The 24,148-nt window shown below is 65.3% G+C and carries 22 protein-coding genes and 2 pseudogenes; 14 read left to right on the top strand and 10 right to left on the bottom strand.

Going from position 1 to position 24,148, the window contains the following annotated elements; all coding sequences use genetic code 11:
• Nucleotides 1–5: 5 nt before the first annotated feature.
• Both LRC39_RS08715 and LRC39_RS08710 read left to right on the top strand, forming a co-directional pair.
• Entirely contained in the window at nt 6–785 is a 780-nt protein-coding gene (locus tag LRC39_RS08715) for an SDR family oxidoreductase (protein WP_346296967.1), read from the top strand.
• Nucleotides 786–969: 184 nt separating this feature from the next.
• Nucleotides 970–2,346, top strand: a complete 1,377-nt coding sequence (locus tag LRC39_RS08710) for a GH1 family beta-glucosidase (RefSeq protein WP_346296966.1) — start codon at nt 970–972, stop codon at nt 2,344–2,346.
• A gap of 17 nt (nt 2,347–2,363) precedes the next feature.
• On the opposite strand, the gene LRC39_RS08705 is transcribed toward LRC39_RS08710, so the two are convergent.
• A complete protein-coding gene (locus tag LRC39_RS08705) occupies nt 2,364–3,476 on the bottom strand; it encodes an SbmA/BacA-like family transporter (RefSeq protein ID WP_346297486.1) in 1,113 nt (370 codons plus the stop codon).
• Nucleotides 3,477–3,613: 137 nt separating this feature from the next.
• On the opposite strand from LRC39_RS08705, the gene LRC39_RS08700 reads away from it, so the two are divergent.
• The 6 genes and pseudogenes from LRC39_RS08700 to LRC39_RS08675 all read left to right on the top strand — a co-directional run bounded on the left by LRC39_RS08700 (nt 3,614) and on the right by LRC39_RS08675 (nt 9,746).
• Nucleotides 3,614–5,047, top strand: a complete 1,434-nt coding sequence (locus LRC39_RS08700; RefSeq protein WP_346296965.1) for an amidase — start codon at nt 3,614–3,616, stop codon at nt 5,045–5,047.
• A 99-nt stretch (nt 5,048–5,146) separates the two neighbouring features.
• Nucleotides 5,147–5,374, top strand: coding sequence for a ferredoxin (locus LRC39_RS08695; RefSeq protein WP_107343710.1), 228 nt, complete (start codon nt 5,147–5,149; stop codon nt 5,372–5,374).
• A 69-nt stretch (nt 5,375–5,443) separates the two neighbouring features.
• Complete coding sequence (locus LRC39_RS08690; RefSeq protein WP_346296964.1) at nt 5,444–6,643, top strand: cytochrome P450; 1,200 nt, start codon at nt 5,444–5,446, stop codon at nt 6,641–6,643.
• Between the two features lie 22 nt (nt 6,644–6,665).
• A complete protein-coding gene (locus LRC39_RS08685; protein ID WP_346296963.1) occupies nt 6,666–7,331 on the top strand; it encodes a sulfite oxidase-like oxidoreductase in 666 nt (221 codons plus the stop codon).
• 175 nt (nt 7,332–7,506) lie between these two features.
• Complete coding sequence (locus LRC39_RS08680) at nt 7,507–8,730, top strand: bifunctional alpha/beta hydrolase/OsmC family protein (RefSeq protein WP_346296962.1); 1,224 nt, start codon at nt 7,507–7,509, stop codon at nt 8,728–8,730.
• Between the two features lie 53 nt (nt 8,731–8,783).
• A pseudogene (locus LRC39_RS08675) lies at nt 8,784–9,746 on the top strand (fatty acid desaturase family protein).
• A 373-nt stretch (nt 9,747–10,119) separates the two neighbouring features.
• Here LRC39_RS08675 and LRC39_RS08670 read toward each other — a convergent pair.
• Both LRC39_RS08670 and LRC39_RS08665 read right to left on the bottom strand, forming a co-directional pair.
• Nucleotides 10,120–10,857 (bottom strand): hypothetical protein, encoded by a 738-nt coding sequence (locus LRC39_RS08670; RefSeq protein WP_346296961.1) that lies wholly within the window; start codon nt 10,855–10,857, stop codon nt 10,120–10,122.
• 242 nt (nt 10,858–11,099) lie between these two features.
• Nucleotides 11,100–12,115 (bottom strand): annotated as a pseudogene (locus LRC39_RS08665) (quinone oxidoreductase family protein).
• Here LRC39_RS08665 and LRC39_RS08660 point away from each other — a divergent pair.
• Nucleotides 12,018–12,227, top strand: a complete 210-nt coding sequence (locus LRC39_RS08660) for a hypothetical protein (RefSeq protein ID WP_346297566.1) — start codon at nt 12,018–12,020, stop codon at nt 12,225–12,227. The pseudogene LRC39_RS08665 and the gene LRC39_RS08660 sit on opposite strands and share 98 nt — an antisense overlap.
• On the opposite strand, the gene paaZ is transcribed toward LRC39_RS08660, so the two are convergent.
• Entirely contained in the window at nt 12,188–14,227 is a 2,040-nt protein-coding gene (paaZ, locus tag LRC39_RS08655; protein WP_346296960.1) for a phenylacetic acid degradation bifunctional protein PaaZ, read from the bottom strand. The two genes, LRC39_RS08660 and paaZ, sit on opposite strands and share 40 nt — an antisense overlap.
• A 297-nt stretch (nt 14,228–14,524) precedes the next feature.
• On the opposite strand from paaZ, the gene paaI reads away from it, so the two are divergent.
• Nucleotides 14,525–14,926, top strand: coding sequence for a hydroxyphenylacetyl-CoA thioesterase PaaI (gene paaI, locus LRC39_RS08650; RefSeq protein WP_199851826.1), 402 nt, complete (start codon nt 14,525–14,527; stop codon nt 14,924–14,926).
• 14 nt (nt 14,927–14,940) lie between these two features.
• Nucleotides 14,941–16,272, top strand: a complete 1,332-nt coding sequence (gene paaK, locus LRC39_RS08645) for a phenylacetate--CoA ligase PaaK (protein WP_346296959.1) — start codon at nt 14,941–14,943, stop codon at nt 16,270–16,272.
• Between the two features lie 6 nt (nt 16,273–16,278).
• Here the strand turns inward: paaK and alkB are convergent, their stop codons facing one another.
• The gene (gene alkB, locus LRC39_RS08640; RefSeq protein WP_346296958.1) at nt 16,279–16,929 is read right to left on the bottom strand and encodes a DNA oxidative demethylase AlkB; all 651 of its coding nucleotides are present in this window, start codon (nt 16,927–16,929) and stop codon (nt 16,279–16,281) included.
• A complete protein-coding gene (locus LRC39_RS08635; RefSeq protein WP_346296957.1) occupies nt 16,926–17,843 on the bottom strand; it encodes a LysR family transcriptional regulator in 918 nt (305 codons plus the stop codon). Before LRC39_RS08635 ends, alkB begins: the two co-directional genes overlap by 4 nt.
• Before the next feature lie 101 nt (nt 17,844–17,944).
• Between LRC39_RS08635 and LRC39_RS08630 the strand changes: the two genes are divergently transcribed.
• Entirely contained in the window at nt 17,945–18,565 is a 621-nt protein-coding gene (locus LRC39_RS08630; RefSeq protein ID WP_346296956.1) for a pyridoxamine 5'-phosphate oxidase family protein, read from the top strand.
• 62 nt (nt 18,566–18,627) lie between these two features.
• On the top strand, nt 18,628–18,960 hold the full coding sequence (locus tag LRC39_RS08625) for a YkgJ family cysteine cluster protein (protein WP_346296955.1): 333 nt from the start codon (nt 18,628–18,630) through the stop codon (nt 18,958–18,960).
• A gap of 6 nt (nt 18,961–18,966) precedes the next feature.
• Here the strand turns inward: LRC39_RS08625 and LRC39_RS08620 are convergent, their stop codons facing one another.
• On the bottom strand, nt 18,967–19,374 hold the full coding sequence (locus LRC39_RS08620; RefSeq protein WP_107343697.1) for a hypothetical protein: 408 nt from the start codon (nt 19,372–19,374) through the stop codon (nt 18,967–18,969).
• Between the two features lie 249 nt (nt 19,375–19,623).
• Here LRC39_RS08620 and LRC39_RS08615 point away from each other — a divergent pair, with 249 nt between their 5' ends.
• Nucleotides 19,624–20,004 (top strand): hypothetical protein, encoded by a 381-nt coding sequence (locus LRC39_RS08615; RefSeq protein WP_107343696.1) that lies wholly within the window; start codon nt 19,624–19,626, stop codon nt 20,002–20,004.
• Nucleotides 20,005–20,124: 120 nt separating this feature from the next.
• Here LRC39_RS08615 and LRC39_RS08610 read toward each other — a convergent pair whose 3' ends face one another.
• The 3 genes from LRC39_RS08610 to LRC39_RS08600 form a co-directional block, all read right to left on the bottom strand.
• On the bottom strand, nt 20,125–22,335 hold the full coding sequence (locus LRC39_RS08610; protein ID WP_346296954.1) for a sensor domain-containing diguanylate cyclase: 2,211 nt from the start codon (nt 22,333–22,335) through the stop codon (nt 20,125–20,127).
• A gap of 271 nt (nt 22,336–22,606) precedes the next feature.
• The gene (locus LRC39_RS08605; RefSeq protein WP_346296953.1) at nt 22,607–23,011 is read right to left on the bottom strand and encodes a DUF3307 domain-containing protein; all 405 of its coding nucleotides are present in this window, start codon (nt 23,009–23,011) and stop codon (nt 22,607–22,609) included.
• Nucleotides 23,012–23,261: 250 nt separating this feature from the next.
• Nucleotides 23,262–24,146 (bottom strand): DUF6537 domain-containing protein, encoded by an 885-nt coding sequence (locus tag LRC39_RS08600; RefSeq protein ID WP_346296952.1) that lies wholly within the window; start codon nt 24,144–24,146, stop codon nt 23,262–23,264.
• Nucleotides 24,147–24,148: the final 2 nt, after the last annotated feature.

Raw genomic sequence — 24,148 nt, 5'->3', positions numbered from 1 at the left:
ACTCGATGGACCTGCATCTGCGCGGCAAGCGCGTCCTTATCACCGGCGCGTCGAAGGGCATCGGCGCCGCCGCGGCCGAAGCTTTCGCCGAGGAAGGCTGTCACCTGCGGCTAGCCGCCCGCAACAAGGATGCGCTGGAAGCCCTCGCCGCCCGGCTCCGCGACCAGCACGGCGTTGGCGTCGCAGTCCACGTCGCCGACCTGCGCAACAAGACGGACCTGTCGCAGCTCGCCGCTCAGGCGGCGGATATCGACATCCTGGTCAACAACGCGGGCGATATTCCGCGCGGCACGATCGACGCGATCGACGATGCGACCTGGCGCCATGCGTGGGATCTGAAGGTGTTCGGCTTCATCGATCTCACCCGCTTGGTGTACGCGCAGATGAAGGCGCGCGGCGGCGGCGTCATCATCAACGACATCGGCGCGGCCGGCGAACGGCTCGACGCCGGTTATATCTGCGGCTCTGCCGGCAACGCTGCGCTGATGGCGTTTACCCGGGCGCTCGGCAGCCGCAGCCTCGCCGACAACATCCGCGTCGTCGGCATCAACCCCGGCCCGGTCGGTACCGATCGCTATCTGGGGCGGATGAAGGGCCGCGCCAAGGCCGAGCTCGGCGACGAGAGCCGCTACCTCGAATTGCAGAAAAACCTTCCGCTCGGCCGCCCGGCGCAGCCGCGCGAGATCGCCGACCTGATGGCCTATCTGGCCTCCGACCGGTCCGGCTACACCACCGGTGCGATCTTCTCGGTCGATGGCGGTCTCAGCGCCGGCTGGCCGGCCTGAACCACAACGGCCGCGCCGGCTGCAACGCAGCCATGACGGTGCTGCCGCGCAGGCCTTTCACCACAGCCGCGCCGCAACCGATCGTCAACCGCACGGGCGTCACAACGTCGCTGTTTGATTCAACGCAAGCGGCGCCGTCAGCGGCGCGGCGTATCAAATGACACCTGCAATCGGAGATTTCGCCATGGCCTCGTCGCTCACCCCTCCCGCATCTGAGCCCATGCCCGGTTTGCCGATGCTGTCACACATCCGCAAAGACTTCATCTGGGGCGTGTCGACGGCGAGCTTCCAGATCGAAGGCGCCGCCAACGAAGACGGCCGCGGCCAGAGCATCTGGGACGTGTACTGCCGCGCCGGCTACGTCGCCAACAACGACACCGGCGACGTCGCCTGCGATCACTATCATCGCTACCAGGAAGACGTCGCGCTGATGAAGGCGCTCGGGATTCAGGTGTATCGGTTTTCGATCGCCTGGCCGCGGATCTTCCCGCAAGGCACCGGCGCGATCAACGAGCCCGGCCTCGCCTTCTATGATCGCCTGATCGACGCGCTGGAAGCTGCCGGCATCGAGCCGTGGATCTGTCTGTATCACTGGGATCTGCCGCAAGCGCTGGAAGAGCGCGGCGGCTGGATGAACCGCGAGATCGTCGGCTGGTTCGCCGACTATGCCCGGGTGATCGGCGAGCGCTACGGCAAGCGGGTGAAGCACTTCGCGACCTTCAACGAGCCCGGAATCTTCAGCCTGTTCAGCCGCTCATTCGGCGCGCGCGACCGCAGCGCAGATGAGAAGCTGCATCGCTGGATTCATCACGTCAATCTGGCGCACGGCGCCGCCGTCGACATGCTGCGCGAGACCGTCCCCGACGCCAAGATCGGATTGGTCACCAACTATCAGCCGGTGTACCCGTCGAGCGACAAGCCGGAAGACGTCGCCGAGGCCAAGCTGATCAGCGACTATTGGAATCGCGCCTTCGCCGATCCGCAATATCGCGGCGAGTACCCCGACCTGATCCGTGACGCCATCAAGCCGTTTATCCAGCCGGGCGACATGGAGCGCATCCACCGGCCGCTCGACTGGTTCGGCCTGAACCACTACAGCCCCGTCTATATCAACTCAGATCCGAACGCGATCGTCGGACTCGGCTGGGGCCCGAAGCCGGAAGGCATTCCGCGCTCGCCGATCGACTGGACGATCGAGCCGGACGCCTTCCGCGATACGCTGATCGAGATCAGCCGCCGCTACGGCAAGCCGGTCTACGTCACCGAGAACGGCTACGGCAGCAATATCGAGAAACCCGACGCCAACGGCGAGGTGATCGACCCCGGCCGGATCGCCTTCCTGCGCGACTACATCACCGCGCTCGACCAGGCGGTCGCCGCCGGCGCCGACGTCCGCGGCTACATGGTCTGGTCGCTGCTCGACAATTTCGAATGGGAATCCGGCTACAGCGTCCGCTTCGGGCTGATCTACATCGACTATGCGACGCTGCGCCGGATCCCGAAGGCGTCGTTCAACTGGTTCGCCGACGTGATCCGTCACGCCCGCGGCGCGAGCGCCTGAACCAGCAGGCAGGGCTCTTACGACGACGCCAATTCGCGCGACGCCTCGGCTGGCGTCGCCGGCGAGCGGTCCGGCATCGCATCGATCGCGGCCAGCAGAGCCGCGACACGGTTCGCGGACGAGCGCCAGTCCGCCAGCCGCTGATAATTGTCGACCAGCCAGTTCACCGCGCCCTGCACGGTAACGAACGCCGCCGCGCTCTGCGTCACCTCGCCGAGCGTCATCGCGCCGGCGAGATATTTCGGAAAGCACAGGAAATACGCGGCGACCGGCGCGAACAGAAAGTTGCTGTGCGACACCAGCGTCATGTCGACGAGCTGCCAGCACAACTCACGCCACGACCGCAGCACCTCCTGCAGACGCCGCGCCAGCTTCGCCATCCAGGCCTTCTCGTCGGCCTCGCTGGCGGGACGCCCGCCGCGCATCACCTCGGCTGCGGCCCGGAATTCCGCTTCGTTCTGGTTGCGACGCTCGCTGATGCTGGTCATGCGCCGGCCGAACCACAGCATCAGCGCGGTCATCAGGGTGGAATATCCGACGACGCCGACGACGAGGTAACCCGGGATCTCGGCGCGATGACCGAACACGCTGATGTCGATGCTGCCGCCGACGCTCCACAGCACGCTAAAGAAGGTCAGCGCCGTGAGCACCGACGACAGAAACGCCAGGATCAGATCGACCGGTGAGTCGGTGGCGATCCGGACATCCTCGGCGAGGCGATATTCCGGGTTTTCGGCGCCGTGATCTGTACCATCGATTGGGACGTTGTGGTCCTTTCGCGACCAGCGCGCCAGGATTTCACATGTCATGGACTCGCGCCATTTGCGCTGCCCGGTCATGCGGCCCCACACCGAGGTCGCCGCGACCAGCACGCTCGTGGCGGCCAGCATCACGAATATCCCGGTCTGCGTCCACAAGGCGCCGGCATCACGTCGTTCGAGCGCATCGAAGAAATGCCGATTCCACAAATTGAGATAAAACTGAACCAGCAGTTGTGCGAGCACCACGCCGATCAGCACCACGATCAGGCCCGTGACGCGCGGCTTGCCGCTCAGCCAAAATCTGCGGGACAGCAGCCAGAACCCGGTCAGGTTGTGGCCGTTCGAGTCGTTATGTGAGAAGAGTCCCATGACGCGATATAAGGCCCGGACCGGCAGGTTGTGAAGCGGTCCGGGGTACCCATTGCGTCTAGTCTTGGTATCCGGTCCAAAAGCGCTGACGGTGATGTACTGATACCGCCGCGCGATCAACTCAGGGGAGTTACAGGGTGGCGGCAGATCAGGCGCTGGTAAAGGAAACCGCTTGTGCAGTGGTCGACAAGCTCAAGTCCGGCGAGGTGACGCCGATCGAGGTTCTCGACGTGCTCGAAGAGCGGATTGCCGAAGTCGACGGCGCCGTCAATGCTCTCCCCACGCTGTGCTTCGATCGCGCCCGCGCTCACGCCGCCGAGCTGATGAAAAGACCGCCGGCGGAGCGCGGTCTTTTGGCGGGTCTGCCGGTGCCGATCAAGGATCTCACCGCGGTCGCAGGCGTGCTCACCACCCAGGGCTCGCCGATTTACAAGGACAATGTCCCGGCGCGCTCCGACCTGATTGTCGAGCATCTCGAAGGCAATGGCGGCGTGGTGTACGCCAAGTCGAACACGCCGGAATTCGGCGCCGGCGCCAATACGTTCAACGAAGTGTTTGGCGCGACGCGTAACCCGTGGGATCTGTCGCGCTCGGCGGCGGGCTCGTCCGGCGGCGCCGCGGCGGCCCTTGCGTCGGGCACCGCATGGCTGGCCCACGGCTCGGACATGGGCGGCTCGCTGCGCAATCCGGCGAGCTTCTGCGGCATCGTCGGTTTGCGCCCGAGCTTCGGCCGAGTCGCGCACACGCCGGCGGCAAAGATCGACCGCAATCTCGGCGTCCAGGGCCCGATGGCCCGCAATGTCGAGGACGTCGCGCTGCTGCTCGACGCGATGAGCGGTGAATACGCCGCCGACCCACTATCGATCCCCTCGCCCGCCACCTCGTTCCTCGCTGCAGCGCGGTCGCGGCAGAAGCCGCTGCGCGTGGCGTATTCGCCCGATCTTGGCATCACGCCGGTCGATCCGGAAGTCGCCGCCGTCACCCGCAAGGCGGCCGAACGTTTCGCCGAAGCCGGCGTGATCGTCGAACAGGCGCAGCCGGATTTGTCCGAAGCGCATGAGTGCTTCCAGGCACTGCGCGCGTTCGACTTTGCGATCAGCAAGGCCGACCTGCTGCGCACCAAGCGCGATTTGCTCAAGCCCGAAGTGATCTGGAATATCGAACAAGGCCTGAAGCTCAGCGTCGACGATCTCGCCAAGGCCGAGGCGCAGCGGGTGGCGATGGCGGCGCGGGCGATCGAGTTCTTCAAGACCTACGATCTGCTGCTGTGCCCGGCAACGATCACCGCGCCGTTCCCGGTCGAGCAGCGCTACCTCGCCGAATGCAACGGCCACACCTTCGGCAACTATGTCGAATGGCTCGGCATCGTCTATGCGATCACGCTGGTGTGCTGCCCGGCCCTGTCGCTGCCTTGCGGCTTCACCGCAACCGGGCTGCCGATCGGCCTGCAGATGGTGGCAAAACCGCGCAACGAAGCCGGCCTGCTCGCCGGCGCCGCACTGCTCGAGGATATCCTCGGCCTGAAGAGCACCACCCCGATCGACCCGCGCCCGGCGCCTGCCAGCCTGTAGGCGCCCTCGGGACTGGCGGTTGCAACAGGCTGTGCTACTCTCCGGCGTGTTGCAACACCGATAGATCCGCCGACAAAGGCGGACGATAGGGAAACGCCAATGTCCGATCATCTGAGAGCGTCCGAGACGCTGAAAATCCACGTCGACCAGGACAAGTGTCAGGGTCATGCGCGCTGCAAGGCGCTGGCTCCTGAATTGTTCGAGCTCGACGACTACGGAAATGCCCACGAAACCGGCGACGGCACGGTGCCCACCGCGCTGATCGACCAGGCATGGCTGGCCAAGTCCAACTGCCCCGAGAACGCGATCGTCATCGACGAAGCTTGATCACTCCGCCTTCTCCCCGTTCGAGCGGCGCCAAGACCGCACCGACATTCAGCAGAGGAAACGCCAGACATGAGCGAACGCGCACCCGTCACCGACTGGGTCAATGACTTCGACCACACCGATCCGCGCTGGACCGAAAACCCTTATCCAATCTGGGACGAGCTGCGCTCGGCCAGTCCGCTGGTTCACACCGACCGGTTTCTCGGCTGCTACATGCCGACCACGTTTGCGGCGGTGAAAGAAATCTCCTACGACACCGATCACTTCTCGTCGCGGCGGATCATCGTCCGCAACGTCCGCTCGGCATCGCCGCCGCCGGCACCGCCAATCACCTCCGATCCGCCCGAGCACAAACCAGCCAAGCGACTGCTGTTGCCGCCGTTCACGCCCGATGCGGTCGCCAAGCTCGAGCCGCGGGTGCGCGCGATCTGCAATGAACTGATCGATGCCTTCATCGAGGACGACGGCTGTGACGCCGCCACCGCCTACACCAAGCACATTCCGGTGAAGACCATCTGCCACATGCTCGGCATTCCGGAAGACGACAGCGACATCTTCATCCGCTGGATTCATGAAATCCTCGAACTCGGCATCAACGACGACGCCATCCTGATGAAGGCGGTGTTCGAAATGAGCGCCTACTTCCACGGCCATATCGAGCACCGCAAGCAAAGGCCGACCGACGACCTGATCACCACGCTGATGAACGCCCGCGACGACAAGGGCCAGCCGCTGTCGGACGCGCATGTGCTCGGCTCGCTGCGGCTGCTACTGATCGCCGGCATCGACACCACCTGGAGCGCGATCGGCGCAGCGCTGTGGCATCTCGCCACGCATCCGGCCGATCGTGAGCGGCTGCTGGCCGAGCCGGAGCTGATGCCGACCGCGATCGAAGAGTTCCTGCGCGCCTACTCGCCGGTGACGATGGCCCGCGAGGTGATGAAGGAAACCTCGATCGCCGGCTGCCCGGTGAAGCCGGGCAACATGGTGCTGCTCTCGTTCCCCGCCGCTAACCGCGATCCATCGGTGTTTCCCGAGGCCGACCGCGTGATGATCGACCGCAAGGAGAATCCGCATGTTGCGTTCGGCCTCGGCATCCATCGCTGCGTCGGTTCCAATCTGGCGCGGATGGAGATGACGGTTGCGATCGAGGAGTGGCTGAAGCGGATTGCTTCGTTTAGGCTCGACCCGTCACAAAAAGTGCGCTGGTCGGAGGGCACAGTCCGGGGCCCGCGCAGCCTGCCGCTGCTGTTCGGCAAGCCGAGCTGAGTTCACGCCCGAAAGGTTGCCGATGTCCGACGATGCCGAACTGCCGCCGGAGTCTAAACTCACCCGCAGCAAGCAGCGCTGGGCGGCAGAAGGCAAATTTCTCACCGGCCGGCACGTCCGGCCGGATGAGCAACGGCTGCCGCCGGGCCAGCATCTGGTGAAAGACTGGCCGGTGCTCGATCTCGGCCTGACGCCGCAGATCGGCCGCGACCGCTGGCGGCTCGACGTCTATGGCTCGGTGGCGCAGCTGGTGTTTTGGGATTGGGCGCAGTTCATGGCCCAGCCGCAGGCCGACATCGTCTCCGATATCCATTGCGTGACCACCTGGTCGCGCTACGACAATCGCTGGCAGGGGCTCGCGACACGAACGCTGCTCGACGCCTGCCAGCCGACCGATGCCGCCCGCTTCGTCGTGCTGCACAGCTACGACGGCTACACCACTAATCTCACGATCGAAGACTTCGCCGCCGCGGATGCGCTGATCGCCCACAGCTGGTCTGGCACGCCGCTCGATCAGGAGCACGGCGGCCCGGTGCGTCTCGTCGTGCCGCATCTGTATTTCTGGAAGAGCGCGAAGTGGCTGCAGGCCATCGAATTCCGCGACGACGACGCGCCCGGCTATTGGGAAGTCCGCGGCTATCACAACCGCGGCGATCCATGGCAAGAGCAGCGCTATTCGAGCGATTGACGCCGCGCGGGTCATTCCGGGGCGCGCCGACAGGCGCGAACCCGGAATGACGATCTGTGACGAAGAGAGTCCACCCGTCATTGCGAGCGAAGCGAAGCAATCCAGCCTCGTGCACTGAAGTGGATTGCTTCGTCGCTTCGCTCCTCGCAATGACGCGAAACTAGGAGCACGCACAATGCCCACCGAACGTTTCCAGTTTCCAGGCAGCGGCGGGAATCAGCTTGCGGCGGCGCTTGATCTGCCGGATGCGCAGCCGCTCGCCTATGCACTGTTCGCGCATTGCTTCACCTGCAGCAAGGACAACCTCGCGGCACGGCGCATTTCGGCGGCGCTGGCGGCGCGCGGCATCGCTGTCCTTCGCTTCGACTTCACCGGATTGGGCGCCAGCGAGGGAGAGTTCGAGAACGCGACGTTTTCGTCCAATGTCGCCGACCTCGTGCTGGCCGCCGATCATCTGCGGTCGTCGCATCGGGCGCCGTCGCTGCTGATCGGCCACAGCCTCGGCGGCGCTGCGGTGCTGGCGGCCGCGGCGCAGATCCCGGAGGCCAAGGCGGTCGCCACCATTGCGGCGCCGTCCGATCCGTCGCACGTCACCGGACTGTTTGCCGGTCAGGTCGAGACGATCCGCGCTGAAGGACAGGTCGATGTTTCGCTTGCCGGACGGCCGTTCACGATCAAGCGCGAGTTTCTCGACGACATCGCCGATCACAATCTGATGGCCGAGATCGCCAACCTGCACAAAGCCCTGCTGATCCTGCACGCGCCGACCGACGACACCGTCGGCATCGACAACGCCACCAAGATCTTCCTCGCGGCGAGGCATCCGAAGAGCTTCGTCTCGCTCGATCATGCCGACCATCTGCTGAGCGATCGCCGTGATGCGACCTACGCGGCGAGCGTGATCGCCGCATGGGCGCAGCGCTACATCGATGCCGATCCGCCGGCCCCGACCGCCGGCGCCCCCGAAGTGCCGCGCCTCGTCACCGCGCAGGAGACCGGCGACGGCAAGTTCCAGCAGCAGATCAGCGTCGGACCGCATCGGCTGCTGGCCGACGAGCCGGCCAGCGTCGGCGGCCGCGACAGCGGTCCGGGGCCGTACGACCTGCTGCTGTCCGCGCTCGGCGCCTGCACCGCGATGACGATGCGGCTCTATGCCGAACGCAAGGAGCTGCCGCTCGATCGCGTCACGGTGACACTGAGCCACACCAAGATCCACGCCGAGGATTGCGTCGAATGCGAAACCAAGGTCGGGCTGCTCGACCGTATCGAACGGGTGATCGGCATCGAGGGCGATCTCTCCGCCGAGCAGCGCGCCAAGCTGATCGAGATCGCCGACAAGTGCCCGGTGCACCGCACCCTCACCTCGGAAGTCAGTATCGTCACGCGCACCGCCGATTGACGCTGCCGGCCGCTTCCCCGACACTACCAAAAAACAACATCAGGGAGGCGGCGATGCCGGCAGTGGCGCGGATCGATCCGAAGACGATTTTCTCTGCCGACGAATGGGCGCGGCTGACGCATCGCAGCTCGGCTCGCGGCCTGTGGTTGGTGGCGCATGCCTGGGGCTGTATCGCCCTCGCCGTCGCGCTGGTGACGATCTGGCCGAACCCGCTGACCTGGCTGATCGCGGTGATGATCGTCGGCACCAGGCAGCTCGGCCTCGCCATCCTGATGCACGAGGCGGCGCATGGCGGCCTGCATCGCAATCCGAAGCTTAACGAGTGGATCGGGCAATGGCTGTGCGCGGTGCCGGTCGGCGCCGATCTGCCGGCGTATCGCCGCTATCATCTGTAGCATCACAAATACACCCAGCAGCCCGAAGATCCCGATCTGGTGCTGTCGGCGCCGTTCCCGATCAGCAAGGACAGCTTCGCCCGCAAGGCGATCCGCGATCTCACCGGGCAAACGTTCGTCAAGCAGCGGTTGCCGGCGTTGAAGGCGCTGTTCGCGCCGGCGGACAGCGGCGCGCCGAAGCACGACAGCTTCGTCGCCAGCGGCAAGGCGCGCACCCAGCGCTTCCTCGCGGCCAACGCCGTCTTGCTGATGCTGTTCTGGCTGGCCGGCGCCGGCATTTGGTACGTCGGCGTCTGGCTGGTGGCGATGGCGACCTGGCTGCCGCTGGTGACGCGGGTGCGCAACATCGCCGAACACGCCTGCACCTCGACCGGCGCCGATCCGTTCAGCCAGGCCCGCACCACGCTGGCCAATCCGCTGGAGCGCGCGCTGATCGCGCCGTACTGGGTCAATTACCACGCCGAGCATCACCTGTTCATGTACCTGCCCTGCTACAACCTTCCCGAAGCGCATCGGCTGCTGCAGCAAAAGGGCCTGCTCGACCGCGTCACCGTAGCGCCGTCGTATCGCGACGTACTGAAGCTGGCGACGACGCGGCCACGCGCGGTCGCGGCGGAGTAGCTCGCGCGCGGCTGCTCCTCGGATCAGCGCCGGACGCCTCGTCGTCGTCATCCCTCGCCTCCTTCATCACCCTTTCTCCGTCGTCATCCCCCGCGCATGCGGGGGATCTAGTATTGCAGACTGCCCGTGGTGCAACTTTCGCACGGTGCAACGGAAGCTCTGGGATACTGGGTCGTCCGGACAAGCCGGACGATGACGGTGATGGCTGGAGCGAGCGCTCCGCTCTGCCCTGCCGCGACCATAGATTCAAATCCCCAACAGCCATGCCTGCGCGGTCTCGCGGCGCCGACGGCGCCCGAGTTGTGCGCCCCGTCGCTATCGCAGCGAGGGGCGGATCATCGCGTGGTCGCGCGACGAGACGGTCGCCGGCGCTTCAACGCCGCCGGACTCCGATCGTGTAGGACGGCCGCTGTGTGGCTTCGCGCTGGCTTCGGATCAGGCGCAGATCGTCGTCGAGGTAGATGTTCTGCATCATCGGCTTGGCCTGGAACGACTTCGCCAGCCGCTTCGCTGATGCCGCGTCGAGGCGGCTAAGGTCGGGAGCGCCGAGGGTGACGTTCGGAGCTTCGGCGCGATCGAGCTTCTGCTCCAGCACCGCATCGAACCAGGCTTCGGCGTCGTCGATGCTGAGGCCCTTGTCGCGACGGCCGCGCGCGACTTCGATGCCGATGTTCTCGATCAGCCACCGCCCGCCGGTGACCTCGAACCGCTGCACCAGCATCAGATTGCAGGCGAGGCCGAGCGGCGTCAGCCTGTGCAGCAGTGCGTTCTGGTGCCCCGGCGCATGGTGCGCGACGTTGGCGTAGAAGCCGCGGTCACGGAAGATCTGGTAGGACTGCGAGGGAATCCGGCCCGGCAGCGCATGGTGAAACGGGATGGTCGACCATACCGGCGTCCACACCCCGATCACGGCCGCGACCTGATCCTCGGCGCGCGGATGCGGATTGCGCCGCGTCAGCTCGTCGACATAGGGCGCGAGCGGACCGTCCAGCAGTGCGAGCTTTTCGCTCAGCCGCTTGTCGTCCTGCCCGTCGACCAGCTGCAGCAGCCGGGTCTTGAGGGCCTGCGTACTCAGCGTCGCGAGATCGGCGCCGTTCACCTTGTCCAGCATCGGCAGGGGTCTCCGGTCATGAGCGAACGTCGCACTTGCACGACGGACCTCTCTTGCCGGTCCGCCAGGGTGGCCGGGCGCCGCTCGATCGGGGCAGCCGGCGGACCTTCAACCCTCGCCGGAGTAGCGAGGTTCCTGTTTGGAAACAGGTATAATAAGCGGGTGAACCGTGCGGGCGACGTGATGAGTTGGCCGGCGGCGAAACGTCTGGCGGCTTCGACGTGCTACCGAGTCGAAAAGAACTAATCGGGCCTGATGATCACCCGGTCGCGCGACGAGCCTGCCACTGCACGATACGCGACCTGCGCCTGATCGAGCGGGTAGATCGCCCCATCCACGATCGGGAACGACTTGAGATGGCCGCCGGCGAAGCCGTCGCCGAGCGAGCGCAGCACCTCGCCGGTCGCGATCGAGGAGAACGCCAGCGTGTCGATGCCGACGTAAGTGTGCTGACCGCGATAGAAGGCAAGGATATCGAACTCGACGATCCGATGCACGGCAGCGATCAGGATCTGCCGGCCGCGCAGCGCCAGGCACTGGTTCGTCGCCTTGAAGTACGGATCGCCGACGGTGTTGAACACCACGTCGGCGCCCTTGCCGCCGGTGAGCTCACGCACCTTGGCGGCGACGTCCGTGGACGATGAGTCGATGATCTCCACCGGCGCACTGGCATGGCCCGCATAGGGCTCCGCTTTGCGCACCACGCCAATCACCCGCGCGCCGCGCCAGCTCGCGATCTGCGCCGCCGCCTGCCCGACCTTGCCGTTGATGCCCATGATCACCAGCGTCTCGCCGGCCGCGAGCGCAGCGCGGCGCAGGCCTTCGGTCGCGGTGACAAACGGCACGCCGATGCCGGCCGCCTCTTCCCACGACACGCTCGCCGGCTTCTCGACCAGCGCGTCGGCCTCCACGATCAAGTGGCTCGCATGGGTGCCGTCGCGGCGGATGCCGAGATCGCCGGACGAGCCGAACACATCGCGGCCGATCCATTCAGCCGGGCCGTCGATCACCCGGCCGGCGAAATCGCGGCCGGGCGTGCGCGGAAACACCGCGTAAGGCATCAGCCCGGTCGCGGCCTTGACGTCGGACGGATTGACCGCCGCCGCCTTCACCTCGATCAGCACCTCCGAAGCGGCCCCCGCGACAGCCGCAGGGGCTCGATGACCGGCTCGATCGCCGCGACATCAGCGGCCTTGTGGTGCAGGCGAACGCAACGTGCCTCGATCGACATCGCAGCGGTAACAGAGGAATCGGTCATGGTGACGGTCTCGGCAGGAAACGGCGCCGCGCGCGAGCGGCACCGCGTTGTGCCAGATTCCGCCGCGGCGGGCTATGCGGCGGGCCGGGAGCTCATCGTCAACAGATCATAGCGCGCCACCGGTTCGCCATTCTGGTTGACGACCTCGACGTCCCAGCGCACCTCGCCATATTCCGGCCGCCGCGCTGGCGACTTCTGCTTCACGGTGAGCTTCACCTTGATGCTGTCGTCGGGCGAGACGGGTTTCAGGAAGCGCAGATTATCGAGCCCGTAATTGGCGAGAAGCGGGCCCGGCGCAGGATCAACGAACAGGCCGGCGGCGAACGCCAGGATCAGATAGCCGTGGGCGACACGGCCGGGGAAGAATGGATTCGCCTTGGCGGCCGCCTCGTCCATGTGGGCGTAGAAGGTGTCCCCGGTGAAATGCGCGAAGTGCTCGATATCGTCGAGCGTGATCGGCCGGCTCGCGGTCTCGATGCTTTGGCCAATCGCGAGCTGATTGTAGTTCAGCCTAAACGGATGCACCTCGGCGGCCGGCGCCGGAGCGCCGCGGGTCCAGGTGCCGGTGAGGCGCGCCAGACGGCGCGGCGAGCATTGGATCGCGGTGCGCTGCATGTAGTGATGCACGCTGCGCAAGCCACCGAGTTCTTCGCCACCACCGGCGCGGCCGGGCCCGCCGTGCAACAGCGCCGGCAGCGGCGTGCCGTGGCCGGTGGATTCTGCCGCATCGTCGCGATCGACGATCAGCAGGCGGCCGTGGAACGGCGCCAGGCCGAGGATCATCTGCTCGGCGATCGTATCGTCATAAGTGAAGAGCGACGCCACCAGGCTGCCCTCGCCGCGACGGACCAACTCGATCGCCTGGGCGACATCGTCATAGGCCAGCACGGTGGCGACCGGGCCGAACGCCTCGGTGGCGTGAACGCGGCTGGCCTGCATCGGGTCGCGCGCGCGCAGCAACACCGGCGACAGATAAGCGCCAGCCTGTGTATCGATGCCCTCACCTTCGCAAACGTTCGGATCACCGAACACGATCTCGGCCTCGCTCTGCAGCGTCGCGATCGCGGCTCGCACCGCCTCGCGCTGGCCGCGGCTGACCAAGGGGCCCATTGCCTTGTCGTCGCGGCGCGGATCGCCGAGCCTAACCTCGGCGAGCTTCGCCTTCAGCGCCGCGATGACCGCGGCCTCCTGCGCGTGCGGCACCAGCACACGGCGGATCGCGGTGCACTTCTGTCCGGCCTTCGCGGTCATCTCGCGGACGATCTCGCGGACGAACAGATCGAACTCCGGTTCGGCCGGCGTGATATCGGGGCTTAGCACCGCGGCGTTCAGCGAGTCGCGCTCGGCGATGAAGCGGATCGAATGCCGCGCGACGTTCGGATGCGCGCGCAGCTTCTCCGAGGTCTGCAGCGAGCCGGTAAAGGCGATCACGTCCTGGCCGTTCAAATGATCGAGCAGATCGCCAAGGCCGCCGCAGACGAGCTGCAACGCGCCTTGCGGCAGCAGCTTCGACTCGTCGATCAGTCTGACCAGCGCCTCAGCCACATAGGCCGTCGCCGTCGCCGGCTTGGCAATCACCGGCACGCCCGCCAGCAACGCCGGCGCGAGCTTTTCCAAGAGGCCCCAGCACGGGAAGTTGAACGCATTGATATGCACCGCAACGCCGTGCAGCGGGATGAGGATATGCTGACCGACGAAGCTGCCGCGCTTCGACAAAGCCTCGACCTCGCCCTCGGTGATGAAACTCGCATCCGGCAATTCGCGGCGGCCGCGCGACGCGAAAGCCGCGAGCGTGACGAGACCGCCGTCGATGTCGATCGCGTTGTCGCGGCGGTTGGCCCCGGTGTCGGCGGCGAGGGCGTAGAGCTGTTCCTTGCGCTCGCCCAAGTAAGCGCCGAGCGCCTTCAGCATATCGGCGCGCTGGTGAAACGTCATCGCCCGCAGCTTCGGCCCGCCGACCTCGCGGGCATGGCGGACGATGGCCGCGAAATCGAGGCCGGCACTGCACACACGCGCCACCACGCGGCCGTCGATCGCGCTCGGAATATCGACAAGCCCGGCCGCCGGCGTCTCCCAGCGATCGCAGGCGAGGCTTTGCAGGATGGCGGTCATGGCGTCTCTCCCCGACGTGTGGTCCGCGATCGCGGCGCGGTTTGACGTCCGCGCCGGCCGTTGACACGATGATTGCTTGGGCTAATAATTGACTGACCGATCGTTCAATTCAAGAGGCTTTGCGAAAGCCCGCGACGTGAGGGAGAGAAACGTGACCGACCTGATCGCCGATCAGGCGTCGTGGCTTTGCGCCATGTCGCTGTCTTGCGCTTGCAGGAGCCCGCAGTGACCGTGGCGGCTCCGCAGATTCAGGCCGACCTATCGCCGGACCAACTGGCGCGAGCCTGCGCCGACGCGATGTGGACCAACGATCACGCCAGCAAGGCGCTCGGCATGGAGATCGTCGAGATCGGCGCCGGCTTCGCGACGCTGGCGATGACGGTGACCACCGACATGGTCAATGGCCACGGCATCGCCCATGGCGGCTTCATCTTCACCCTCGCCGACTCGGCCTTCGCCTACGCCTGCAACTCCTACAACGACTCGACCGTCGCGGCGCAGGGCGCGATCACCTTCATCCGCCCCGGCAAACTCGGCGCCCGGCTGGTCGCCGCGGCGCGCGAAGTGTCGCGCTCCGGCCGCAGCGGCATCTACGACGTCCGCGTCACCTCGGGTTCGACGGTGATCGCCGAATTCCGCGGCCATTCGCGCTCGATCGGCGGCACGCTGGTGCCCCCGCAACAACCAGACCCACGCTGAGGGAGGAGACGGCGATGGCCGCAACCGTGCACCAGATCAAGCCGGGCAACTACAATCCCGAACTCGACGACGCCGAACGCGCCTCGCGCGATGAGATCGTCGCGCTGCAGACCAAGCGGCTGGCCTGGTCGCTGAAGCACGCCTACGACAACGTCGCGCACTACAAAGCCGCGTTCGACCGCAAGGGCGTGCATCCGTCAGACTTCCGCCAGCTCTTCGATCTGTCGAAGTTTCCGTTCACGGTGAAGACCGATCTGCGCGACAACTACCCGTTCGCGATGTTCGCGGTGCCGCGCGAAAACCTGGTGCGCGTCCACGCCTCGTCGGGCACCACCGGCAAGCCGATCGTGGTCGGCTACACGCAAAAGGACATCGACACCTGGGCCACCGTGATGGCGCGCTCACTGCGCGCCGCCGGCGCGCGGCGAGGCATGATCATTCACAATTCCTACGGCTACGGCCTGTTCACCGGCGGCCTCGGCGCGCACTACGGCGGCGAAAAGCTCGGCTGCACCGTGGTGCCGGTGTCCGGTGGCATGACCGAACGGCAGGTGCAGCTGATCAACGACTTCCGCCCCGACGTCATCACTGTAACGCCGAGCTACATGCTGGCGATCCTCGATGAATTCAAACGCCAGGGCCTCGACCCGCGGCAGTCCTCGCTGAAATACGGCGTGTTCGGCGCCGAGCCGTGGACCAACGCGATGCGCGCCGAGATCGAGCAGGCGTTCGACATGGACGCGACCGATATCTACGGGCTATCGGAAGTAATCGGCCCCGGCGTCGCGCAGGAATGCGTCGAGACCAAGGACGGCTTGCACATCTGGGAGGATCAATTCTATCCGGAAGTGATCGATCCCGAAACCGGCGACGTGCTGCCCGATGGTGAGAAAGGCGAACTGGTGTTCACCTCGCTGACCAAGGAAGCGTTCCCGGTGATCCGCTATCGCACCCGCGACCTGACGCGGCTGCTGCCGGGCACCGCGCGGCCCGGGATGCGGCGGATGGAGAAGATCACCGGCCGCTCCGACGACATGATCATTCTGCGCGGCGTCAACGTGTTTCCGACCCAGATCGAGGAAGTGCTGCTCGGCACCGACTGGTGCGGCGGACACTTCATCATCGAGCTGACGCGCGAAGGCCGGATGGACGAGATGACAGTGCTGGCCGAAGCGCGGCCCGAAAGCTGGGACGGCACCGGCCTGGTGCCGCACGCCGAACGCGTCGCGCACCTGATCAAGAACACCATCGGGATTTCGACCACCATCAAAGTGGTGCCGCCCGACACGCTGGAGCGCTCACTCGGCAAAGCCCGGCGGGTGTTCGACAAACGGCCGAAGGGCTAGCGCGCGCTACAGCGCTTTGCGAAAGGTGAGATTGATCCGCTGCCGGCCGAGCAGCGGATGCTCGCCGTCCTTCAGCGTCAGCACGCCGTGATACACCAGCCGCGACGGGCCGCCCCATACCAGCACATCGCCGTGGCGCAGCTCGTAGCGTCGCGGCTTGTCGCTGCGGGCCATGCCGCCGAATTGAAACACTGCAGGCAGGCCGAGCGACACCGACACGATCGGTGCCGAAAAATCGGTTTCGTCCTTATCCTGATGCAGCGCCATCTTGGCGCCGGGCACGTAGCGATTGATCAGGCAGGCGTCCGGATCGAAGCGGGCGAATCCGACGTCGGCGGCGGCCCGTTGCGCTAGATCGCGGAGCACCGCAGGCATCTCCGGCCACGGCGTCGCGCTGTCCGGATCGGTCGGCGAGTAGCGATAACCGCGGCGGTCGGTGACCCAGCCAACCGAGCCGCAACTCGTCATCGCCACGCTCATCGTGTGACCGCCCGGCGTCATCATGTGCCGGAATGGTGCGCGCTCCACCACCGCGTCGATCGCGGCAAGCAGGTCGCGCTCATTGGCACAGGCGAAGCCGCTTAGTAACGCTGCACCCGGCGCGATGTCGTCTCGCCGCGGTGCGTCGTCGAGACCGTCGAACAGATCCGCCGTCACGCTCCGTCCCTCTTTCCGTCGCCGCCGAAGCGCCAGTCGCTCGTCTCCGCCGCAAGGTCGATAAAGGCCCGGACCTTCGCCGACAACAGGCGCGAGGTTGGATACACGATCGCAATCGGCAGCGGCGGCACTTCGTAGTCCGCCAGCACGATCTGCAGCCGACCCGCGGCGATCGCGTCCGCCGCCTGATAGGCCAGCACGCGGGTCAGGCCGCCGCCCCGCTCGGCATCCAGGATCGCGACGTCGGCGACATTGCTGATAAGGCGCGGTGTGCAGGCGATGCGGACATCGCGACCATCGACGACGAAGTGCCAGCCGACCGGCGCGCCGGTCTGCCCGAAATGGATGACATCGTGCGCCGTGATCTCTGCCGGCGTCGCCGGAATGCCGCGCGCCGCCAGATAGTCCGGGGACGCCACCACAATTCGCCGCATCGCCCCGAGCTGCCGCGCCACCAGACTGGAATCCGACAGATGCCCGATCCGGACCGCGCAATCGACGCCGTCTTCGACCAGACTGATCATCAGGTCGGACAGCCGCAGTTCGCCGGTCACCTCCGGATAACGCCGCAGATAGTCCGACAGAAGCGGCGCGACATGACGCCGGCCGAAACCGACCGGAGCCGAAACCACCAGCCTGCCGGATGGCGTGACGCGCTCGGCCGCGGCCGAGGCATCGGCCTCTTCGAGATCGGCGAGAATCCGCCGCACCCGCTCCAGATAGCGCGCGCCGGTGTCGGTGAGCGCGACCGAGCGGGTGGTCCGCTGCAACAGCCGGGTGCCGAGACGTTCTTCCAGCGCCGCGACCATCCGGGTCACCGCCGAGGGCGACAACCCGAGCTTTCGCGCAGCCGGCGCGAAGCCTTGAAAGTCTGCGACCGCAACGAACGCCGTCATCGTGTCCAATCGGTCCATGCCACCATTTCAGGACGCGCAACAATGAAGTGTCAAATCAACTGATTGTTCTGGCTAGGGGGAAGAACGATCTGTTCGGGGACATCAAGCAGGAGGGTCACATGGCCGAAGCCCAGCACGTCTCCAGCGACATCGCGTTCACACCGACCGTCAAGGCGATCCAGGCACGCAAGGGATCGCGCGACGCCTATGCCCGCGTCGAACGCAACGGCGGCTGGGCGACCACGATCGACGAGAATCTGGCCGCCTTCCTCAGCGCCCAGACCAGCGTGCTGCTCGCCACCGCCAGCGCCGATGGGCAGCCCTACATCCAGCATCGTGGCGGGCCGTCCGGCTTCCTTCACGTGCTCGACGAGCACAGCATCGGTTTCGCCGACTTCAAGGGCAATCAGCAGTTCATCACCCAAGGCAATCTGGCCGAGAACCCGAAGGCCTATCTGTTCGTGATCGACTATGCGCACCGCCGCCGCATCAAGATTTGGGGTCGCGCCAAGGTGGTCGAGGACGATCCCGAGCTGATCGCTCGGCTGATGCCGAAGGGCTACAAGGCAAGGCCCGAACAGGCGATCCTGTTCGAGGTCGCGGCCTGGGACAGCAATTGCCCGCAGCACATCCCGCAGAAGTTCGATGCGGCGGACGTCGCCGCGGCGATCACATCGCGCGACATCCGCATCGCCGAACTGGAGGCGCTGCTCGCGGCGGCCACGAAGGCCCGGGAATAATGCAGGGGCGATCCACCCAAGCGGCGGTTTCCCGCCCGGCCGTGGCGGGATAAAGAGGGGCGATGAGCGCCCCTCCCCCGATCGAAGCCGATAACCCTTGCCAGAGCTGCGGCGCCTGCTGCGGCTATTCGGAAAACTGGCCGCGCTTTACGATCGAGGACGACGCCGCGCTGGACGCGATTCCGGCGTCGCTGGTCAACGAGCGGCTATCGGGAATGCGCTGCGAGGACAATCGCTGTACCGCGCTGAACGGAACCATCGGCCAGGCAACCGCCTGTACGATCTACGCACTGCGGCCCGAGGTCTGCCGCGATTGCCAGCCCGGCGATCCAGAATGCCTGATGGCGCGGCGGAAGTTCCGTCTCCCGCCGCTTCCCGTTGCGATCGTTGGCTGAAGTCGATCAGTTAGGGGCGTCCGGCACCGGCTGATCGTCGAGTTCCACGTCCGCTTCCTGATCGAGTGGCGCGAAACTGGCGAGCGGCGCAGTCGAGAGCGTGATCGATTTGCGCTGCGAGTAGCTGCTGATCGCCGGACGACGCTTTTCGTGCGCCAGGGCATAGAGAACGGAACCTGCTCGGCCACCGGCCTGGATCAGGTCGCGTTCGTCGCAGGTCGCTGCAACGGCCAGCGCCAACGGCTGCAAATGAGCGCGGCGATAGCAAAACAGCGCCAACATCGCCCGAACATCGCCGGATACGCTGTCGACGAGCTGCGACAGCCCGTTCTCATTGGCTCGGTACATCTGGCCCAGCAATTCCTCACGGACCGGGCAAGCGTCGTTCTCGAAAGCTTCACGGCTGGACCACATCGGCCTTCTCCCGAACAGGTTGCGATCGCGAGGATGCGGCCGATTTTGTTAAGGACCTCTTAACTACACAACCTGATACCACTACCAGCCGTTGCACCAGACGCATGGAACTAAACGTCGATCACGATTTGCGACCATCTGCAGTTTCGTCGTGACGCCGCCATCTAATTGGTTAACTATTTCGCTGCCGCGCTTAAAAGCGGCTTTTCGGTTCAGTGAGTTCGTTCATCTTCACGATGGAGAGTACCCATGGCTGATCCGGTCTCGTTGTTCCCCAACCTGTTACAGCCCGCCGCCAAGACCTACGCCCCGATGGGCATCAAGTTCTGGGAAGGCGAAGCAACCGTCCTCGACAGCATGAAAGAGTTTGCCGACGGCTGGTTCGAGCGCCGGCGAATTGGAACCCGCGCCGCTCTCGAAGCGGCCCGGAGGATCGGCGAAGCGACAACGCCGCTCGATGCCTTCCGCGAGTATCAGGACTGGCTCAGCGGCGCGGCGGCTCGCCTGCTCGAAGACGGCATGGCCTGGCAGCATCAATTCATGAAGGCCAACGCCAAGCTCGCCCCGCATCTGCCACCGCAGGATTCGCCGAGCGAGAGTTCGGCGTCGGAGACGCGCCTGAGCGCATAAGCCCGCTGTCATGAGAAGACCTGGATGGCCGGGACAGCCGGCCATCGTCAGTCTGGCAACCAGAGCTGCTTACGAAATCCTGCTAATCCAGGATGAAGCGCTTCTGTGCGCAGCTGGTGCCTACGCCGTCGGTGAAAGCTCGACGACTTCGATCACCGGCAGGCTGAGCTCGACCCGGTTGCGGCCGTTCAACTTGGCCCGATACAGCGCGTTGTCGGCGCGAGCCACCAACGTGTCGGCATGATCGCCGGGCATAACCTGGGCGACGCCGAAGCTCGCGGTGATCGTGCCGACATGCTCGAAGATGGTATGCGCCACCAGCAGGCGCAGCTTCTTGGCTGTCTCATAGGCCGCCGCCGCCTCGGTGTCGGCCAGCAGGATCACAAATTCTTCGCCACCCCAGCGGGCCAGCAGATCACTCTGGCGGACACTCGCTCCGACCGTTCGCGACAGCCGGACCAGCACTTGGTCGCCGACAGGATGGCCGTAGATATCGTTGACTTCCTTGAAGTGATCGATGTCGAAGATGATCAGCGAGAATAGTCTTCCGCTGCGCTGCGACCGCGCCAGTTCCTCATTCAGGCGGGCATCGAACTTCATCCGGTTGGCCAAGCCGGTCAGCGGATCCGTGGCAGCCTGGCGCGCCAGATCTTCGGTCTGTGACAGCAACTCTTCGCGGAGCTTGCGTTCGAAACGGTCTCGCACGCCACGATCCATGCCGAAGAAATAGAACAGCACAGCGATCGCGACCTGAAGCGTGATGATGATGCCGAGCAGCCGGCTGGCAAAGATCCCCTTCACCGGGATGACGAGGACCAGCGACATCTGAGTGCTGTCGATCGGCTGCCTGAGCACGTAGCTGCGTCGCCCGCCGAACTCCACCCAGTCGCCGCCGAAGATCTCGCGGGCCAACATGGTGCGCCCCGATGCCCCGAACTGTTCGGCGATCTGAAGACGCGGCAGATCCGGCCGCGGCCACAGCGTTCGGAACAGCTCGTCCCTGCGGTTCGTGATGATCACCAGCCCACGAGCATCGACGACGAAGAACGCCTGATCGAAGCGGGTCATCAACTCCGCGAGCGTCTCCAGCGAGATCTCGAGCATCGCGATGCCTTGAATCTCTCCTTGCGCATCGCGGATCGGGGACGCGGTCAGATAGGTCCGCACGCGCTGGGGCGGATCGACCCTAATCTGGTGCACCGGCCGGCCGGCGATCGCCTGCTCGAACCAATCCACCGAGCGCAGGTTCGGCATGCCCAGCCAGCTCTGGTCCGACGAATCTGACGATCCGACGATGTCTCCGGCGCGATTGACGATCAGGCCACGCATCGCGTGGATCACTCCGGCGTCGATCTCGAGCATCGACAGATTGGTCACGCGGCCGCTTTCCCTGTCACCGAGCAGCAGTTGAACCGATGGAGACGCCGCGATCGCCTTCACCATCGCGTCGGCGATGGTGGTTTCGCGCTCCAGACCGCTGACCAGCAGAGCAACGTCGCCGGCAGCTTCGCTTTCGACGTCGTCACGATGGATCTCGCCGAGATAGTCGGTCAGCGCCCAGCCCAGCGCTAAGACCAGCAGCAATGTCGTCAGCACACCGACGAACTGCCGTTTCAGGTGCAGCGAATAGCCGGGGTAGTCGAGCGTTTCCATCACCCGGCGGCCCCAGGCCGCCCAGATCAGCGCCGCCAGTGCCACTGCGATCAGCCCGCGCACGAGTTGAATTGGTACGCCGGTGACGCGCTGGAACATCTCCTGATTGAAAGTCCTGGCCGGCCAGAACGGCGCGGTTTCGACAATCATGCCAGCCGCCACCGCGTAAAGTGCGAAGGCGATCGCCACGCCCGCCATCAGCGAGCGGTTCATATGGAGATCGTGATGTCGGCCGGTGAACACCGTGAAGGCCACCAGGATCGCGCCCGGCGCGGCGAGCAGATAGCGGGTCGCCGCCTTCGCGGATTCGATGCCGTCGACGAAGCCGATCGCGCCGATTGCAACCAGGATCGGGATGTAGATCCAAGGTCCAGGCATGGCCAGGTCGCGTGTGATCCCGCCGTTTCGTCCCGCCTCCGCCAGCAGGACGAACGACGCGGTCAGGACGGCCGCGCGCACCACCAAGAATTCACTACTATCGCCCGCGATCAGCGCGAGCATGTCCAGCCATTCATTGGCGCCATGGACGCAGCCGAACAGTCCGATCAAGCGGATCGTTGTTCCACGATCGTCTTCACGGCCGCGCGCCAGCACAAGGCACAGGGCGCCGAGCAGGATGAACGACAGCCCATAGAAAAAGAAGATGAAGTCGAGCTGCGATTCCAAATGGCGGGCCATTGCGCTGAAACTTTGGGTTATCCGCCACGACACCGCGTGCGGTCAGCACCCCTGCTGATCGCATTGACGCTAATCACTCGCAGGTCATGCAGCAGTTAACGTCGTCCTGCGTACAACTACGTGGATCTACCTCGAATCCGCGCATTCCCGCGGATTGAACGGCGCGATTGAGTCTGATCGTGAGTTTTCCGTGCACACCGCGCCGACAAATTGACGGAGTGCGGAACCGGCGGTGCGATATCGGCGTGCTCTCAACTCGCGCTTCAGCGGATCACGGATTTGCCGCGAGGACGATGGCGAGGCCGAAGCCGGTGAGATGATGCAGCGCCTGATCGGTGCCGATCAGCCACCAGAACCAGCGATCCTGATTAGTCACGTCGTAGGTAGCGACGAGGAAGCCCTTGAGACGATCGATCGCGAGATGAATCAGGAAATCGATCACGCCGATGTACCAGTATTGCGGCGCAAGGATCAGCATCAGCAGCGTCGTCATCACCAGATGCACGCTGCAATGCGCCAGCAGCGGCAGCGCCCACCCGGTCTTGGCGTCCTTGCCCATCGCCATCCACTTGTTCTGGAAGATGAAGTCCGCGAACACGTGTTTGATGGTGAGGAGCAGCATCCAATAGATCAGTGCGCCCACCGCAATCGACGACGACAAATCGGGAAGGATCAAGCTCGCACCTTCGCTTGGGCCTTGGGGGCAGTGATGGCGACCGCTGTCGGGGCTCGACAGTCCGATCGCATACCCTCCCGCGCAGAGGCTTCGCATCGCAGCCGGTCGGCATCGACCAGCGCAGTTTTATGACATTTCTCGCGACTGAATGCACGTGGCTGCCAGCGTACGGCCTTCATATGGCTGTGCAATTCACGCCGCGCACGCATCGCACATAAACGGTACCCGGGTGGCACGATCGGCATGGCGATCACGAGGCCGCGGCCTGGATCGGCATCGCATCGCACCTCGCTCGGATGGCCTCGATCGCGCGCTTTAGGCTGGTCTGCTTGCGATCCGGCAGCGCGGCAGCGCGCGCCTCCGCAATCGCCTGCGCCAGATCCGGCAGCGGCAGCGTGCCGTTCACCGCCGGCTTCACCAGCGCGTCGATGATCAACGTCCAATTCGCCATGCCGTAGCGATAGCCATCGCCATAGCCGCGAACCATGGTGGCGCTTTCGAGCACGGCCGTCGCGGCTTCAGGTCGGGCGGCGAGGCAGCGGTCGATCATGTGCAGCCAGCGCTCGACCCATTTGCGCTCGTTGGCGTAGCGAATCGACAGCAACCGCCAACGCCGCAACCAGGAGATGATCCGCAGCTTGCGAATGCCGAGCCAGCCACTGCCGTTGAAGCGCATCTTCACCGGCATGTGCAGCCAGCCGAGATAGTTCAGCACTTTGAGCGTCGGATCGGCCACCACCACGGGCAGCGCCGCCACCACCTCGTCGATTCGAAACCGGCATCTACGGTCGATCCGCGGCATCGAACGGCCTGAGGGCGCGTTCGCCGCTTCCTGCTGCGTGAGCTGGGCAATCCGGATTGGGTCTTCATAGGCCATCCGCATCGCAAGCAGCTCGGCGATCCGCAACACCATCGCGTCGTCGACTTCGCGGCGCCCGACGAATCGGCTGATCCGATCGAGATACAGCCGCGCATAGCGGTGCCCCTGATAATGCACGAGCCGGGCGGCCGCATCCTCCAGAGCCTGCGCAATCGGCGGCGACGCTGCGGCCGGCGCGTTCAGCACGACAATGCGGTCATTCTCGCCGAGCATTTCGGCGAGCGTGAAACGCAGCGCGTCGATGTAGCCGGCCAAGG

It is taken from the genome of Rhodopseudomonas sp. P1, assembly GCF_039642825.1.
GTDB lineage: Bacteria > Pseudomonadota > Alphaproteobacteria > Rhizobiales > Xanthobacteraceae > Rhodopseudomonas > Rhodopseudomonas palustris_H.
This window is presented reverse-complemented; position numbering and strand designations above follow the sequence as displayed.